Source organism: Silvibacterium acidisoli (genome assembly GCA_022870745.1).
In the GTDB taxonomy this organism is placed as follows: Bacteria; Acidobacteriota; Terriglobia; order Terriglobales; family Acidobacteriaceae; genus Silvibacterium.
Genome location: CP085323.1, coordinates 4111326 through 4128308, shown reverse-complemented (window position 1 = coordinate 4128308; position 16983 = coordinate 4111326). Strand labels below are relative to the sequence as shown.

Annotated in this window: 12 protein-coding genes; 5 read left to right on the top strand and 7 right to left on the bottom strand. The window is 61.1% G+C overall.

Annotated elements, in window-relative coordinates; translation table 11 throughout:
• Positions 1 to 32 precede the first annotated feature (32 nt).
• Positions 33 to 2693, top strand: coding sequence for a PD-(D/E)XK nuclease family protein (locus LJD29_RS17190; RefSeq protein ID WP_446742791.1), 2661 nt, complete (start codon positions 33 to 35; stop codon positions 2691 to 2693).
• Positions 2686 to 6159, top strand: coding sequence for a UvrD-helicase domain-containing protein (locus LJD29_RS17185; protein ID WP_446742790.1), 3474 nt, complete (start codon positions 2686 to 2688; stop codon positions 6157 to 6159). The genes LJD29_RS17190 and LJD29_RS17185 overlap by 8 nt, the downstream gene beginning before the upstream one ends.
• Here the strand turns inward: LJD29_RS17185 and LJD29_RS17180 are convergent.
• Complete coding sequence (locus LJD29_RS17180; RefSeq protein WP_446742789.1) at positions 6156 to 7763, bottom strand: eCIS core domain-containing protein; 1608 nt, start codon at positions 7761 to 7763, stop codon at positions 6156 to 6158. The two genes, LJD29_RS17185 and LJD29_RS17180, sit on opposite strands and share 4 nt — an antisense overlap.
• 50 nt (positions 7764 to 7813) lie before the next feature.
• On the opposite strand from LJD29_RS17180, the gene LJD29_RS17175 reads away from it, so the two are divergent.
• Together LJD29_RS17175 and LJD29_RS17170 are read left to right on the top strand one after the other, a co-directional pair.
• Positions 7814 to 8449 carry a YdeI/OmpD-associated family protein gene (locus tag LJD29_RS17175; protein WP_446742788.1) on the top strand — a complete coding sequence of 212 codons (636 nt, stop codon included), beginning with the start codon at positions 7814 to 7816 and terminating at the stop codon, positions 8447 to 8449.
• Positions 8450 to 8470: 21 nt separating this feature from the next.
• Complete coding sequence (locus tag LJD29_RS17170) at positions 8471 to 8932, top strand: GNAT family N-acetyltransferase (RefSeq protein WP_446742787.1); 462 nt, start codon at positions 8471 to 8473, stop codon at positions 8930 to 8932.
• A gap of 5 nt (positions 8933 to 8937) precedes the next feature.
• On the opposite strand, the gene LJD29_RS17165 is transcribed toward LJD29_RS17170, so the two are convergent.
• Together LJD29_RS17165 and LJD29_RS17160 are read right to left on the bottom strand one after the other, a co-directional pair.
• Positions 8938 to 10530: a PAS domain-containing protein gene (locus LJD29_RS17165; RefSeq protein ID WP_446742786.1), complete on the bottom strand. Its 1593-nt coding sequence runs from the start codon at positions 10528 to 10530 to the stop codon at positions 8938 to 8940.
• Between the two features lie 89 nt (positions 10531 to 10619).
• Positions 10620 to 12200 (bottom strand): DHA2 family efflux MFS transporter permease subunit, encoded by a 1581-nt coding sequence (locus LJD29_RS17160; RefSeq protein ID WP_446742785.1) that lies wholly within the window; start codon positions 12198 to 12200, stop codon positions 10620 to 10622.
• Positions 12201 to 12382: 182 nt separating this feature from the next.
• Here LJD29_RS17160 and LJD29_RS17155 point away from each other — a divergent pair, with 182 nt between their 5' ends.
• Complete coding sequence (locus tag LJD29_RS17155) at positions 12383 to 13459, top strand: epoxide hydrolase family protein (RefSeq protein WP_446742784.1); 1077 nt, start codon at positions 12383 to 12385, stop codon at positions 13457 to 13459.
• A gap of 83 nt (positions 13460 to 13542) precedes the next feature.
• On the opposite strand, the gene phoU is transcribed toward LJD29_RS17155, so the two are convergent.
• From phoU to pstC, 4 genes are read right to left on the bottom strand one after another with little or no spacing between them, the layout of a single operon-like run.
• Positions 13543 to 14220, bottom strand: coding sequence for a phosphate signaling complex protein PhoU (gene phoU / locus LJD29_RS17150; protein ID WP_446742783.1), 678 nt, complete (start codon positions 14218 to 14220; stop codon positions 13543 to 13545).
• Positions 14220 to 14978 (bottom strand): phosphate ABC transporter ATP-binding protein PstB, encoded by a 759-nt coding sequence (gene pstB / locus LJD29_RS17145; RefSeq protein ID WP_446742782.1) that lies wholly within the window; start codon positions 14976 to 14978, stop codon positions 14220 to 14222. The genes phoU and pstB overlap by 1 nt, the downstream gene beginning before the upstream one ends.
• Complete coding sequence (gene pstA, locus LJD29_RS17140) at positions 14979 to 15854, bottom strand: phosphate ABC transporter permease PstA (RefSeq protein WP_446742781.1); 876 nt, start codon at positions 15852 to 15854, stop codon at positions 14979 to 14981. It abuts the gene before it with no gap.
• A gap of 19 nt (positions 15855 to 15873) precedes the next feature.
• Positions 15874 to 16899, bottom strand: a complete 1026-nt coding sequence (pstC, locus tag LJD29_RS17135) for a phosphate ABC transporter permease subunit PstC (protein WP_446742780.1) — start codon at positions 16897 to 16899, stop codon at positions 15874 to 15876.
• Positions 16900 to 16983: the final 84 nt, after the last annotated feature.

Below are 16983 nucleotides of genomic sequence, written 5' to 3'. Positions count from 1 at the left end.
CAGTTTACACTTAGGAGGAACCTTCCCCATCGATGCAGCTTCCTCACGAAATCGAATCGGCTTTTGCATCCGGCGCGGCCATCCTCACCGCGAACGTACGCGCCGCGCACTGGCTGCGCCGCGAGTATGCCGTGCGCCAGCGCGAGGCCGGGCGCGCTGTCTTCGCATCTCCGGCAATCGAGTCATGGGACGCCTTCGTCGCAGGCTTGTGGCAGCAGCAATCTGCCCTCGAAGCCGATCCGCCGCTCGTCCTCACACCGCTCCAGGAACGCCGCGTATGGCTGCGCATGCTGCGCGCCGATGCCGGGCAGCTTGTCTCGCCGGAGAGTATGGCCGCACTTGCCCAGTCTGCCTATGCACTGCTCTCTGATTACGACGCGCACGACGAGCGCCGCTATCCATGGGGCAAGACAGATGCCGACCACTTCCGCGTCTGGGCGGAAAACTTCGACCGCGAATGTTCGCGTCAGAACTGGCTGAGCGCCTCGCATCTGCCGCTAAGGCTCGCTGCATCGCTCTCCGTACCACTGCCCGCAGAAATTGTGCTCGCCGGCTTCGAACGGATGGCTCCTGCGGATCAAGGCCTGCTCGAAGCGATTCATTCACGCGGCACAAGGATCGTCTACGCTTCGCTGCCGGAAGCCACGGAAGCCGAGCACATCTGCGCTACCGATCTCGCGCAGGAAGCAAACGCCTGTGCTCGTTTTCTTAAACAGCAACTCGTGCAGAATCCTGCTGCGCGGCTCGGCGTCATCGTACCGGATGTCGGCGCGGTTCGCCCGGTCGTTGATCGGATCTTCCGCCGCATACTCGCACCTGCAAGTGACAGTCTCTTCGTCACACAACCGCTACCGTGGGAGTTCTCGCTCGGCCAACCGCTTGGCGACGTGCCGCTGATCCGCGCCGCGCTCTTACTGCTGCGTTGGATGACCTCACCGCTTGAAGAAGAGGAGGTCACATGGCTGCTGCTCTCGGGCTTCCTCGGCAAGCAGGCCGACTACCTGCCCCACGCCGTCTTTGACGCATCTCTGCGCAACGCCGATTCGCTTTCCATCGAGATCGATCTCGCAGACCTGCTGCGCCGCAACCGGCTGCCTGTCGCGACACAGGATGCACTAAAATCAGCACTCGACTCCGCCGCCCGCTTCAACGACGAGCGCACCGCAGGCACGTGGGCCGACCTGGTGCAGCCGCTGCTCGATCGCGCAGGCTGGCCCGGAAACGCGCAGAACGATTCGCTCTTCTACCAGGCACAGACCGCGTGGGAGCGGCTTCTGAACGAAGTTGCGCTACTGGACTTCGACGGCGCAAGAATCAGTTACCGCGACTTCCTCTTCATCCTCGGCGAACAGGCCCGCGAGACCATCTTCGCGCCCGAATCACTTGGTGCGCCAATACAGGTGATGGGTGCGCTCGAAGCCTCGGGGCAGCACTTCGATGCCTTGTGGTTTCTCGGGGCAGACGATCAGAAGTGGCCGGCACGCGGCAGCATGCATCCACTTCTGCCTGGAGAATTGCAGCGCCGCCAGCGCATGCCCTATGCCTCACCCGAAGCTGACCTCGAGTATGCCGGGATCGTCACCGCCCGCATCCTGGGCAGCGCTCCGGTCGTCTTTGTGAGCTACGGCGAGCTCAACGCCGACGGCGAACAGCGGCCCTCGCCACTGCTGGATCGCACCGGAGAGTGGCAGAAGCAGCCCGAAGAAAAGCCGGAGCGCATCAAGCCGAAACTCGAAACCGTCACCGAAGGCTCGGCCGCCATTCCCTGGCCGATCGAGCAAAGTGCCGGAGGCTCCGAGGTCATTCGCGATCAGGCAGCATGCCCCTTTCGCGCCTTCGCAAACATCCGCCTCGGAGCAGAGCCGCTCAACCGCACCGACTGGGGACTGACGCCCGCACGCCGCGGCAGCCTGCTCCACGCCGTGCTCGAGTACGTGTGGTCGCCTGCAAAAGATGGTCTCGCTACACATGACGCGCTCGTGACGACCATCCGCGAAGGCGAACTCGATATCTTCCTCGATGAAGCCATCAAGAATGCCTTCGCTGAAGAAAAGCCGCACGACGAATGGTCTGATGCTTATCTCGCTCTTGAGAAGAATCGCCTGCATACGCTGCTGGGCGAATGGCTGCGCGGGGAGGCCGAACGACAACCATTCGAGGTCGAAGCAACTGAACAGGACCTGCGCAATGTAAACGTCGGCGGACTCAACCTGCGCCTTCGCGCCGACCGCATCGACCGCGTCGGCGACGGGCACCTGCTCATCGACTACAAGACCGGACTCGTATCGCCTTCCGCGTGGAAGAGCGAACGCCCCGACGAACCACAGCTGCCGCTCTACGCCGTCTTCGGCAACGTCGAACGTGTGATCGGTGCGCTCTTCGCGCAGATCCGCACCGGGGACAGCAAGTTCAGCGGCAACATCGCCAACGCGAAAGAACAGCTCAATGCCTCGCTGACTCCACGCAGCGGCCTGGTTAAAGAGCCTTACACGCACGCCATGCATGAAGGCTGGACCAGCGCACTGCTCTCGCTCGCGGACGAGTTTCTTCACGGCGAGGCGCGCGTCGCACCCAAGAACGGGCGCAGCACCTGCCGCTACTGCGCACTGCCATCGCTCTGCCGCATTGCCGAGCTAAGCGGCGAGCCTGCCGAAGCTGGCGAAGTCGATCTTTTGGAGGAAGCCGATGCCTGAACCGATCCGCGACCTCAAGCAACGCGAAGAAGCTCTCGATCCATCGCGCAACTTTATCGTGCGCGCACCCGCAGGCTCGGGTAAGACGGCTCTGCTTACCAGCCGCTTCCTGCGCCTGCTCGCCATCGTCGATGAGCCGGAAGAGATTCTCGCCATCACCTTCACGCGCGCAGCAACGGCAGAGATGCGCGCCCGCATCCTGAAGCAGCTTGAGGCCGCCGCGCGCACCGAGCCGTCCATCGATGAAGGCCAGACCATCACCCTCGCGCGCGCCGCGCTGGCCCACTCTGCCGAGCGCGGATGGCGGCTGCTCGAACAGCCGCATCGCTTGAATGTCGAGACCATCGATTCGCTCTGCCTGCGCATCGCGCACGGCCAGCCGCTGCTCTCGCGCATGGGTGGACGGCTCACTCCGACCGAACACGCGGCACCGCTCTACGCCCTCGCCGCACGTCGCACGCTCGCCATGCTTGGCAGCAACACGCCCGCAGCTGAATCCGTGTCGCACATGCTCGCCATGCGCGACAACAATCTTGCCGATTGCGAGCGCCTCGTCACCGGCATGCTCGCGCGTCGCGACCAGTGGGGGAGCCTTCTTACCGCCGAGCTGAACGACGACCTGCGTCACGAACTCGAACAACCCTTTCGCGATGAGGTGAAGAAGGTCTGTTCGATCGCTCACGGCTATCTCAGCTCGCAGCCGCTGCTTGCTAATACCCTTTTCGAGCTGGCAAACTTCGCCTGCGATAACGGCAATGACAGGCTCGCCGGACTCACCGGCATCTTCACCGTGCCTTCGCCCGGCAGCATGAGCGTCGAGCACTGGAAGTGCGTTGCGCATTTCCTGCTGACCAGCGAAGGCGAGTGGCGCAAGCCTGGCGGCATCAACAAGAATCACGGCTTCCCCGCTGAGCAAAAGACAAAGAAGCAGGCCATGGGCAAGCTTCTCGAAGAGCTCGGCCGCATCGACGGTCTGCGCGAAGTGCTCTGTAGCTTCGAGTCTCTGCCGTTGCCCGGCTACACAGAGGAACAGTGGGAGACAATCCGTCACTTCTTCGCCACGCTGCGTTACGCGATCGCTCATCTCCGCGTGCTGTTCGCTGAGCGTAACGAGGTAGACTTTGTCGAAGTCGGACTCGCCGCGCGGCAGGTTCTCAAAGACGCCGACCCCGACGCGCTGCTCCTCATCAGCGGCAACATCCGCCACCTGCTGGTCGATGAGTTCCAGGACACCTCGCGCTCGCAGCACGACCTCATCCGGCAGCTGATCCGCGCATGGGATGCGGGTGACGCACGCACAGGCTTTCTTGTCGGCGATCCCATGCAGTCGATCTACATGTTCCGGCAGGCCGAAGTAGAACTCTTCACGGAAGTCGAACAAAATGGCATCGGCTCCGAGGACTTTCTTCTCGAGTGCGAACAGCTGCGGCTGACCACAAACTTCCGCTCGCACAGCGGGCTCACCGATCATTGGAACAGCATCTTCGAAACCATCTTCTCTCGGAACGTCAATGCAGCATCCGTCGCCTTCGAGGCCTCGTATGCCGCGGAAGAAGCCTTGCCCATCGAAGCGGTTCAGGTGTACCCGCAGGTGCTTGGCAGCGCCGAGAATGCTGCTGCTGAGCAGGAGAAAAATGACGCGCGTGAAGGCGAAGCGCAGCAGGTCGCAAGCATTATCGAAGACCACCTGCCCGTCATCGCACAGGCGCTCGCATCCGGAAGCGAATATCGCGTCGCTGTGCTCGTGCGTGCTCGTCAGCATCTTGCGAAGATCATTCGCCTCCTGCGCCAACGCGGCATTCCCTTCCGCGCCGTCGAAATCGAAACCCTTACCGAGCGGCAGGAGCTGCAGGACCTGCTCTCGCTCACCCGCGCCTTGCTGCATCCGATGGATCGCGTGGCATGGCTCGCCGTGTTGCGTGCACCGTGGTGCGGGCTGCCGCTGCATGCCCTGCACGCGCTCAGCGGCGGAGACAACCGCGCCGCAAGACGGCGCCCCATGCTTGAGTTGATCGAGCAGAACATCTCCCTGCTCGATGACGATTCCGCAACGCGCGCTCAACGGACGGTCAAGGTTCTGAAACAGGCGCTTGCAACCCGCTTCCATGGCCCACACGCCTCGTCCTTCTCTACATGGATCGAGCGTACATGGCGCACCCTTGGCGGCCCCGAGTGCCTGGACACCATCGCGCATGAAAACGTACAGGTCTTCTTCTCCATGCTCGATGAGGTCGCGCCCGACGGCATGGCCGCTCTCACAGAAGATTTCGCCGCCGCATTCAACACCCTCTATGCACACCCGGACCCCTCCGTCAGCGAACGCGCCGGTGTGCAGCTGATGACCATTCACAAGTCCAAGGGGCTCGGCTTCGAAGTTGTTATCGTTCCAGGCCTCGACCGCAAGCCCGCCATGGACGGCTCACCCCTGCTCACATCGCTTGAGCGCTGCGCGCCCGGAGGCCGGTCGGAGATGCTGTTGGCGCCGATCAGCACACGCGGCAGCAGCACTCATCCGACCTATCAATGGATTCAGAAGCAGCGCCAGCAGCGGCTCGACGAAGAGTCGAAGCGCCTGCTCTACGTCGCCTGCACACGCGCGCGCCGCGAGCTTCACCTGCTGGGGGCGGCGGTCGCCGGTAAAGAAGGCATCCGTGCCGAACACTCGCGCAGCCTCCTCGCCATCGCGTGGCCGGCCTTTGAAGACAGGTTCGTGGCCGCCTTCGAAGGCCGATCAGAGGACGAGGCCGAGAGCAACCTGCTTCCCTTTCCAGAGCCTTCCGCGGCAGAGAGCATCGAACTTGCGGCCACGGTCGAGTCCGGCAAACTCACCCTTCATCGCCTGCCCGCGCCTGCTACCGTTGAAGCCGAACCACAACAAGCCACCACCGCTGTTACAGAAATTGCCGGGCCTGCATTCAAGCGTCCTGAAGGCTCTCGCCGCGCCCGCGCTGTCGGCAATGCCGTACACGCGATCTTCGATCAGCTGGCGAACGGCGCGCGCAGTCTGCCGGTTCCCGCACAGGCCCGTAACCTCCTGCGCCGCAGCGCCCTCAGTGGACGCGCACTCGAAGAAGCAGTAAAAGAAGTTGTCGATGCGGTAACACTCTGTTCCGCGGACACGACAGGCCAATGGATTCTGGCCGCACACAAGGACGCACAATCGGAAATCTCATGGACGGGCTGGCTCGAAAATGGACTCAAGACCCTGCGCGCCGATCGCCTCTTCCGCGCAGGCGCTGAACCTGGCCAGGCAGGAGAGGATCATCTCTGGATCATCGACTACAAGATGAGCACGCCCGCCGGTGAGGCGCTGGAAGACTTTCTCCTGCGTCAGCGACAGTACTACTCGCCTCAGCTGAGGGGCTATGCGGGCATCCTGCGCCAGATCGAGGGGCCATCCGCACCGATTCGCCTGGGCCTCTATTATCCGCGCATCGCGAAGTTCGACTGGTGGCAATACGATTAGCTCTGATGCAGCGATTTCGGCCAGAAGCTCGGCAGAAAACCGGTCATCGCTTTCTTGAATTCGGCCTTCTCATCGGGTGTCCAGGCGCTGCTCGTATCGTTGAAGACCTCTTCTACAAACTTCGCTGTCGTATCGCAATTGCAGACGCACTGAATATCCTTGATGTTGCCCAGAATATTTTCACCGCCACGTGTGGCCACATCATGCAGTTCAGTCTCCGTCGCGAGGGAGCTGCCCCTCCCAGGATTCGCCTTCCTGTTCCTGAAGTAGACATCAAACTCCGATGTCTCTGCGGCGATCTCACTCAACAGCGATTCCACCGGCGCTCCTCCCGCGTTTGGAACCGGCGTGTTGATGTTGCAATCAGGAGCCGCGGGCACAACCGTGCCAGCGCGGGAATCGAAGCTGAGATGCTGTGACTCGTGCTTGATCGTTCCTGCGATCCATAGAAAGTTCTTCAGATCCCCAAACGCGAGAGGCTTGGGTTTCGCAAGCAACGCTGTCGCCATGTCTTCGTCCGTCGTATGAATCTGCACGCATTGCTTCGCAGGATTCGTTCCCGCCGGTGCTCCGCCGGGGAAATCCGAACAGGCGGAGTTGTTCGCACCGTCGCGCGGCGAAAGGCACGCGTTGAGAAAGAAGCCCTCGATGCCCGGATCCATCGTCACGCCAAGTCCCGATGTAAGCGCCAGTTTTTCAAAGTTGGTTGCCCTGTCTCCGTGGCGCGGCTTCTTACAATCGGCGTGTCCTCCCGCAACGGCCACGCCTCCGCTTGCGACGGCGAGTGCTTCGCTCTCCGCTTCGACTGAGCGACCGAATGCCGCGGCATTTCCCGCGCTCGCGAGGCCGCACGCTGCCGCCGAACGGCAGGCGCGTTGCACCCGCGGCAACAGCCCACCCTGCTGCTGCACCACGTGCGAAAGCTCATGGGCCAGCAATCGCCGTCCTTCATGGCTCTGCGGCCGGTACTGCCCGCTGTCGAAAACAATATCCCGCCCCACCGTGTAGGCCAGCGCGTTGACTGCTCGCGCCGACTCCGCGGCCGCTGCATCGGCGTGAATCCGCACGTGGCGAAAGTCGAGGCCGAAACGCGCCCCCATCCAACTCTGCGTTGACTCGTCTAGCGGACTGCCCGGCGAACGCAGCGCCGTATGCACGCTGTCCGGAGCCTCATGCACCAACCCGCCGCTGCCCGCCTTCCGTTGCAGCTTGTCTTCACGATTCTTTTTGCAGCTGTCGCATTCGTGACCTGCATCGCCACCGCAAGCACACCGTTGCAGCATCTGCACACCTGCGCCCTGCGCTGCCGCTACTGGAACTCCGCGCATCACGCGATCCGCTACCGCGTCCGCCTCGCTTTCCAGCGGATCGTTCACCGCGCCCACGGCCAGCTTGCGCTGCAGCCGCATGCCACCGGCATTGAAAGCATCGTTTGCATGCACAGGAATGCGGCCCGGCGGGAGCACAAGCCCCGGGACGCGCGCAGGCTCTGCCTTCGTTCTTCGCGCAACGTCGCCAGCCGCGCGCGACGGCCGCCTCGATGACTGTTTCGCGGCAAAGCTTTCCATGGCCAGCATGGTAGGCCGGTTTTCTCTGCCCGTCATCTGCAATTTCCTGCAGACCGCCATCGGAGCTATGATGGACGCGTCACGCCATGGCAGCCAACGACACCTTCAACCGCGACCCGCGCATCGATGCCTATATCGAGAAGTCCGCACCTTTTGCGCAGCCGATTCTCCAACACCTGCGCGAAGTCATTCACAAGGCCGTGCCGCAGGTCACTGAAGAGATCAAGTGGTCACGCCCGTTTTTCCTCTACAACGGCAAGATTCTCTGCAATCTCTCGGCATTCAAAGCGCACTGCACCTTTGGCATCTGGAACACTGAGGTTGCATCGGCCATCAAGGCCACCGGCCGCGATTCGTCGGAGGCGATGGGAACCTTTGGACGCATCACTTCCGTTAAAGATCTGCCGACCGCGAAGGAGATCGCGCGGCTTCTCCAGCAGGCAGCAAAGGACCTCACCGAAGGATTGAACAATCCGCTGAAGGCAATGCGCTCCGTCAAACCGCCCAAGGCAGAGATCGCCCCACCAGCAGAGTTTCTGAACGCTCTCAAGAAGAACAAAGCAGCGCAGAAGACATACGATGGCTTCAGCCCCTCTCATCGTCGCGAATATATGGAGTGGATCACCGAGGCCAAGCGCGAAGAGACACGCGACAAGAGAATCGCCCAGGCAGTCGAGTGGATCGCCGAAGGCAAACAGCGCAACTGGAAGTACCAGGGCTAAGAGCGCAGCAGGATTTTTGCATTGCCACACGAACGTATCCGCATCGAGCGGCTCACCGCGCCAACAGAAGCCGCGCAACAAATCCTCGAGGAATACTACGAAGCAGTCGACGTGATCCAGCGCGACGAACCAGGAGCGCTACATAAGCTCATTCACGGCAGCCGCTCCGGAGTATGGCTCGCATTCGCAGGTTCAGAAGCAGTCGGGTGCGTCGTCCTCAAGGATCTGCCTTCGATCCCCGAAGCAGGAGAGTGCAAGCGCCTCTACGTGAAGCCATCCGCGCGCGGACACGACGTCGCCGATCTTCTGCTCGACGCTCTTGAAGAGCAGGCACTCCGCCTGGGCATGCAGTGGATGTATCTCGACACGCACGACGGGCTGAAGACGGCCATTGCACTCTACGAGCGCCGGGGATATCAACGCTGCGAGCGATACAACGACAACCCGCAGGCCACCGTCTTCATGCGCAAGCAGCTGGCGTAGCGCAGCTAGTCCGTGTCCGGATCCCCTGTTGCATTTTCGAGGACCGGCATCTTCAGAAACGAGAGCCCGAAGATGGTCCCTTCACAACCCGCGCGTTGCGTACTGCGTACGCGAATGCTGCCGCCGTGCCGTTCCATAATGTTCTTTGAAACCCACAGGCCCAGCCCCGTCCCGGACGTCTCTTTCGTTGTGAAGAAAGGATCGTAGATACGCCGCATCGTCCCCGTGGACATGCCTGTTCCCGTATCGCTGATGAGAACGACCGCACCCGCACTGTTCTCCTGGCCGATCGAGCGCGTTCTCACGGTCAGCTTCGGCCGCGGCACAACCTTCATCGCGTCGATTGCATTCGAAACCACGTTCGCTACGACCTGCCGAATCTCATTTGGCCAGCAGATGATGAACACGTTTCTCCCGTAGCGTTTCTCCACCTTCACATGGTTGGACCTGAGCCGGCCCTGATGCAGCGTCAGTACTGAATCGACTACCTCGTTCAGGTTGACCAGGCTGGGCGTCCGGCTCTGCCTGTGAAAGCGTAACGTAGCGGCGGCGATGTGACTTACGCGTTCCAGCTCCGCGTTTGCCAGCCGCAGATGCTCGCGGGTCTCTTCATCGGTCACGGTTAACTGCGCCAGGTATAGCAGGTTCGTTACTGCCTCCAGCGGATTGTTGATCTCATGCGCAATCGAGCTTGCCAGCCTGCCCACCACCGCGAGCTTTTCATTCTCGAGCAAAGCCCGCTCCGAGAGTTTTCTCGCCGTGATGTCGCTGGCCGCTCCAAACCACTCAATCACCTTGCCCTGCTCGTCGCGGACCGGCACCGCGCGCGACTCCGTCCAGCCAACTGAGCCATCGGCCATCCAGACACGATGCTCCAGTTCAAACATGGTCTCTGAGGCAATCGCCCTGGCGACCGCCTGCCTCACCAGCTCCTGATCGTCGGGATGAACATACTCAAGGAGCCAGTTGCGGTTGTTCCGCGCCGTCCTGGCGAGAAAGCTGGACCCCTCCATCTGCTTCATCTCGGTCCAGTCGGCGTTCATGCTGTACGTGGAATAGGACGTTGCCGCCACCAGCGCATTCAGCCGGCGATTGCTCAGCTGTAACTCACGCTCCGCCTTCTTCTGATCGGTCACATCGATAACTGGAACCAGGATGCCGACGATCTCGCCATCTGCCGAGTGGATAGGGCTGTAGGACAGGTCGAAGTAGTAATCCTCAAGCACTCCATGGCGCAGAAGAGGAAGGTAATAGCTGCGAAGGTCGACCGTCTCTCCCGTAAAGACGCGAGCATAGATCTCGCGGAGAGCCTCCCATGCCTCCGGCCAGCACTCCCCCGTCGACTGCCCCATGCCTGCCGGGTGCCGCTCCCCCATGATCGCGGCATAGCCGTCGTTATAGATCTGGAAGAGTTCCCGCCGCCACAGCACGATCATGGGGAAGCGGCTGGCCAGGATCGCATCGACCACGGACCGCAGGATGTCCGGCCACGCGCCCAATGGCCCGAGCGGGTGCCCTGACCAGTCCTTTTCCCTGATCGCCTGCCCGCAGGCGCCTCCGCCAGCCGGCCATAATGCCTGTTGTGAAGTCTCCGACATTCGCACTATGTACGATGCGTCAATCCATGAAGGAGAATAAGTGCGGAGCTTCGGTAACATCGCAGGTTACCGGAGAGCTAATCGACGACTTAGTGGACGGCTTCTCCCTTTGGAGCTCCCTGTCCGGGCCTGTTCTTACTCAGCAGCAGGCCGAAAAGAACCAGGCAGACTGACACCCAGCACAACACGCGGTAGATATCCTGGTAAGCCAGGACCGCTGCCTGCTGATTCAGCTGGTTGTAGATGTTGGCCTGGGCCATGGCGCCGGCATCCGCCTTGCTGTTTACCACTCCCTGGAAAAAGCTGGTAGAAGCGCTCAGCTGAGCCGCGTATCCCGGGCTGTTCGGCTGCATAAAGTTCTGCAACCGGGAGGCGTGGAAGGCGGATCGCTGCACCACCCCCGCCCCGGTGAGTGCGATCAGGATCGAGCCGCCCACGTTACGTACGAAGTTGATGATGCCCGACACCTGGTTCGACGCCTCGCGCGGCAGGCCTACGTATGCCGCGTTCGTAATCGAGATGAAGGCAAACGGAATGGGCAGCACCTGCATGATACGCAGGATGGTATTGTCCCAAAACGACATGTTCGGCGTAACGTGCGTCGAAGAGTAGTAAAAACTGAAGGCGAAGAAGGCAAACCCGATCATCACCAGGTTGCGGGCTGCGAACCTTCCCACGGCTGCGCCTGCCAGCGGCATCACGATAATCAGCGCGATGCCTCCACCCGTCAGCGCCTCCCCGGCGATCGTAGCCGTGTACCCCAGCAGCGATTGCATGAACTGCGGCTGCAGCACCGTGGCAGCATTCAGCACGCCGCCCACCAGCAGCATAAGCAGGCAACAGATCGCGAAGTTTTTGTACCTGAAGAGCCGCAGGTTCATGATGGGGTTCTTGACCTTGAACTCCCACCAGATCAGCCCGATCATGCCCAGGGCAAAGCACGCTGCAAAGACGCGGATGAAATCCGAACCGAACCAGTCCTTCTCCTGGCCCTTATCGAGAAATATCTGCATGCCGCCCATGGCAAGGGTAAGAAAGCCGAGGCCCACGTAATCGAGGTTTCTCAGGTTCTTGCGCGAAGGCGCGATCCACGGCGGATCCTCGACCAGCCTCGTCACCAGCAGGAACGCAAGGATACCCACCGGGATGTTGATATAGAAGATCCATCGCCATGAGTAATTGTCCGTGATCCAGCCGCCCAGCGTCGGTCCAATCGACGGAGCCAGCACCGCCACCAGGCCATAGAGCGCGAAAGCCTGTCCGCGCCGCTTCTCATCGAAGCTGTCCGCCATGATCGCCTGCGCCATCGGCTGCAGGCCACCGCCGCCCGTGCCCTGTAGTACACGCGAGAGCAGCAGGATAGGAAGCGAGGGAGCAATGCCGCAAAGAAAACTCGATACGGTGAAAATGGCGATGCAGGAGAGAAAGAAGTTGCGCCGGCCGATTACGCTCGACGCCCAGGCGCCCGCTGGCAGCACGATCGCATTCGCCACCAGGTAGCTGGTCAACACCCAGGTTCCCTGGTCCTGGCTGGCGCCAAGATCACCGGCGATGTGTGGAAGCGCCACGTTCGCAATCGAGGTGTCCAGCACCTCCATGAACGCAGCCAGTGCAACCGTTGCAGCAATCAGCCAGGGATTCGCCTTCGGCTTCCATGCAGAATGATCCATCCGAAAACGACACCCCAGGCTTTAGTTTCAGATACCGTATGTAACTGGATGTGCCGCGTCTATATGAGGTTGCAAAAAGTCAGCCAACCGCGGGCAAAACACGGCCGGAGCAGGAAAGAACTCCTCGGAATGGAATCAGCCGCCAAATCGCCTGCCGGTGCTCCCCGTATCAGGGAGGTGAGATGCAGAAGCTGAATATTCACCTGCCGGAAACAGTCCTTGAAGACCTTCGTTTGCGGCTTCACCATACCCGATGGCCGGATCACGTTCCCGGCATCGGCTGGAAACAAGGGACCGATCCCGCCTGGATACAATCCCTCGTCGCCTACTGGGCCGCAGAGTTTGACTGGCGCGGCTGGGAACAGAGGCTGAACGCGCTCGACCACTTCAGCTGGGAGGGCATCCACTTCGTGCACCGGCGCGCAGCCTCCGGCCATGGGATGCCGCTTCTGCTTACGCATGGCTGGCCAGGAAGCTTCCTCGATTATCTCGGCCTCTTACCCATGCTCGACGAGTTTGACGTGGTAATTCCTTCCCTTCCCGGTTATGGATTTTCGCCCCGTCCCGCCCGAACCGGCATCAACTATCGATTTGTAGCGGAGCGCTGGCATCGCCTGATGTCCGCTCTCGGATATGCCCGCTACGGCGCGGCAGGCTACGACTTCGGCGCCGGGGTCACAACCCTCCTCGCAGCCGGCCATCCCGCGTCCGTCTTCGGAATCCATCTCACCACTCTCGAATCGGACCTGACGCCCGAGGTCGACGACGCCGAGCTCTCAGCCAGCGAAGCCGAGTACCTTGCCGTCAACCGGGCGTGGGATACCACAGAGCGCGGCTACAGCGCCATCCAGTCCACAAAGCCGCAGACCATCGGCTATGGACTCAACGACTCTCCTGCCGGCCTGGCTGCATATCTCGGCGAGAAGTGGCACTCATGGAGCGACGTCACGCCCTCGCATGACTTTCTCTGCGCTACCTTCACGCTCTACTGGGCCACGCAGACCATCACTTCATCCATGCGTGACTACTGGGATAATCGCTGCTTTCCGGCAGGCCGCGTCGCCGTCGACACACCCACGGCATTCGGTGTTTTTGCGCATCAGACCGTGCCCGAAGGCGATCCGCCGCGCTCGTGGCTTGAGCGTGTCTACAATATCCAGCGATGGACGGTCTTTCCTCGCGGCGGCCATTTCGCTCCGGTTGAGGAACCGGCCTTGCTGGCGGCAGACATGGCTGAATTCTTTCGCGGATTCCGCTAAAGCGGAGTCGAAGGTTCCGCACCTTCCTGCCCGGCCGGAGCAAACCGCACATCCACCGCTCCAGCGCCGGTACAGGGGAAAGATCAGGCGGGACGAGGCTGATTCACCGGCACGTAGTGCCGCACATCGGCACCACGCACCCAGAAGATGACATCCTCGGCAATGTTCGTCGCGTGATCGGCCACACGTTCCAGGCTGCGCGAGATCATCAGCGCGCTCAGCGCCTGCGGCGTCATGTGCGGCTGCGTCTTCATGACGTTGAGCAGCGTAAAGTAGGCCGTCTCATTCAGCTTGTCCACGCTGTCATCCATTGCCAGCACGGATTCGGCAATGTTCGCATCGGCTTCGATAAAGGCCTGCAAGGCCTTACGCACCATGGCCGCGGCGAGCGAAGCCATCTTGGGTGTGTCGACAGGAAGATCGGCCACGGGAAATGCTTCGAGCTCCCGTACGCGGTCGCTGATGCTGGTCGCGGCATCGCCTACGCGCTCGAGGTCGGCATTGATCTTGATGACGGCGAGGATAAAACGCAGGTCGATGGCCATGGGTTGTTCCATGGCAAGAAGGTCGAGCGCCATCTGGTCGATCTCGCGTTCGAACCGGTTGATTGCAAGCTCGCCGTGATCGACAAGGTCGCACACCGAGAGGTCGCGGACGCGATACGCTTCCACCGCACGCTGGATCGACTGCTCGGCCATGCCGGCCATTACCAGCAATTTCTCTTTCAGGTCATCCAGGCTGCGCTGAAAACGAAGTCTCATTATCCGAACCTACCCGTGATGTAATCTTCCGTCCGCTTGTCACCGGGGTTTGTAAATATCTTGTGAGTCGAATCAAACTCGACAAGTTTTCCGCTCAGGAAGAAGCCGGTGCGTTCTGCGACGCGCGCGGCCTGCTGCATATTGTGTGTGACGATCACGATCGTGTACTGCGACTTCAATTGAAAAATCAGATCTTCGATCTTCGCCGTAGAAACCGGATCGAGCGCTGAAGCCGGCTCGTCCATCAGCAGCACTTCAGGATCGACCGCCAGCGCCCTCGCAATACATAGACGTTGCTGCTGGCCGCCGGACAGGCTCGCTCCCGACTTTTTCTTGAGGTCGTTCTTCACTTCGTCCCACAACGCCGCCTGCTGCAGGGAGCGCTCTACCACTTCGTCCGTCACGCGGCGGTTGCGGAAGCCATTCAACTTAAGGCCTGACGCCACATTGTCGTAAATCGACATCGTGGGGAAAGGATTGGGCCTCTGAAAGACCATACCGATGCGGCGACGAATTTCCACGGGAGAAGCATCGGCATAAATGTCGATCTCTCCGATGCGCACCGAGCCGGTCACCTTGGCCACGGGGTTGGTCTCGTGCATGCGGTTCAGGCAGCGCACAAAGGTCGACTTGCCGCAACCCGAAGGGCCGATCAGCGCCGTCGCCTGGTTTGCCGGAATATGCAGATTAATGTCCAGCAGAGTATGGTTCGACCCATACCAGGCATTCAGATTGTCTACCTGGATCCCGACGCCCACTTAATTCGCCCCTTTCAATACACCGCGCGTTGTCACGTAACGCACCAGAGAAACAGAAACCATGATCAGAAGAATCAGCACCAGCGCTCCCGCCCACGCCAGCCGGTGCCAGTCGTCATAAGGCGAAATCGCGTATGTATAAATCTGCAGCGGTAAAGCCGCAATTGGCTCATTCAGGCTCGAGCTCCAGAACTGGTTACCGAGCGCGGTAAAGAGCAGCGGAGCCGTTTCACCCGCGACACGCGCAAAGGCCAGCATGCAGCCCGTGATCACGCCCGGCGAAGCCGTGCGCAGCGTGATCGAAAGCACCGACCGCCAGTTCGGAACGCCCAGTCCCAGCGCCGCTTCGCGAATCGCATGCGGCACCATCAGCAGCATCTCTTCAGTGGTTCGTGTGATCGTCGGAATCATCATGATCCCGAGCGCCACGCCTCCCGCGAAGGCCGAGAAATGCTTCTGCGGCAGCACGATCAGCGAGTAAACCGAGATACCCATTACGATCGAGGGCACGCCGTTCAGCACGTCTGCCGTAAAGCGCACGATATTGGCCAGCTTGCTGCCCCGCCCGTACTCGGCCAGGAAGATACCCGCGGCGATACCGATCGGCACGCCCAACAGGCTTCCGATACCGAGCAGAATCGCTGAGCCCCAGATGGCGTTCGCCATGCCGCCGCCGGTCTCGCCCGGTCCCTTGGGGATCTTCGTGAAGAAGTCGAGATTCAGCGAGCTCGCGCCCTTGTAAAGCAGGTAGACAAAAATGGCGACCAGCGGCGCGACCACAATAATCGTGGCGGCGACCGCCAGGGCGCTGGCTGCATGGTCAGCAAGGCGGCGGCGCAGATGGTTCGCCTTGCTCACCCGAAAGGAGTTTGTCATCGCAGGAGTTGGCATCGGTCTAGTTCACCCGCGCCGGAGCGCCGCGCGTTACCGCCCATACCAGCAGGCGGGCCAGCGCATTCACGATAATGGTCACGATAAAGAGAGCCAGGCCGATCTCAATCAGCGCGCTCAGGTACATATCGTCAGAGGCTTCGCTGAACTCGTTGGCGATCACGCTGGCCATGCTGTAGCCCGGGGCCAACAGGTTCTTCACGATGTCCGGCCGGTTGCCGATCACCATGGTTACGGCCATCGTCTCGCCCAGCGCGCGGCCAAGACCGAGAATGATCGAGCCGACGATACCGATGCGCGCATTGCGCAGCACGCCCATGCGGATCATCTCCCACCGCGTCGCGCCCAGCGCCAGCACCGCTTCCCGCTGCGAATGCGGAACGGAGGTCATCACCTCGCGGGTCAGAGACGAAATGACCGGCAGGATCATGATGGAGAGAATCACGCCCGCGGCCAGCATGCCGATGCCGAAGTTTGGCTCGACAAAGAGTCCGCTCCACCCGAAGAGCTTCATCAGCACCGGATTCACATGCTCACGCAGCAGCGGAACCAGCACGAAGATCGCCCACAGGCCGTAGACCACCGAGGGAATCGCCGCCAGCAGCTCGGTGAGGAACGAAAGCGGCCCGCGAAGGAACTTCGGACACATCTCCGTAATAAAGATGGAGACGCCCACGGCCAGCGGGACAGCGATCACCAGGGCCACCGCCGAGGAGACCAGGGTGCCGTAGATAAATGGCAACGCACCAAAGTCACCATTAACGGGATCCCACGCTGTGCCGAAGAAGAACTTGAGGCCGAATTTGGCAATGGTCAGCTGAGACCGCATCACCAGCTCAGTGGCGATCAGCGCGACAATCGCGAAGATTGAAAGCGCGCAGCCGATCATCAGCCACCGGAAGCCCCGGTCGGCCAGCGCCGAGCTGCCACGGCTCAGCAGAAATTTGCGGATCGCCGACGGTTCCTGTCCCGGAGGGAGCGCGGGGGGCGTTTGCTTTACCGGATCAGGGGTATCGAAGGGTCCTGGCACACGAACTTCCTGAAGCTTATGAATCACCAGTATCTACCCTAATTCTCAAAAATGAAAGGAGTGTTAAACGCATTGAAAAATAAG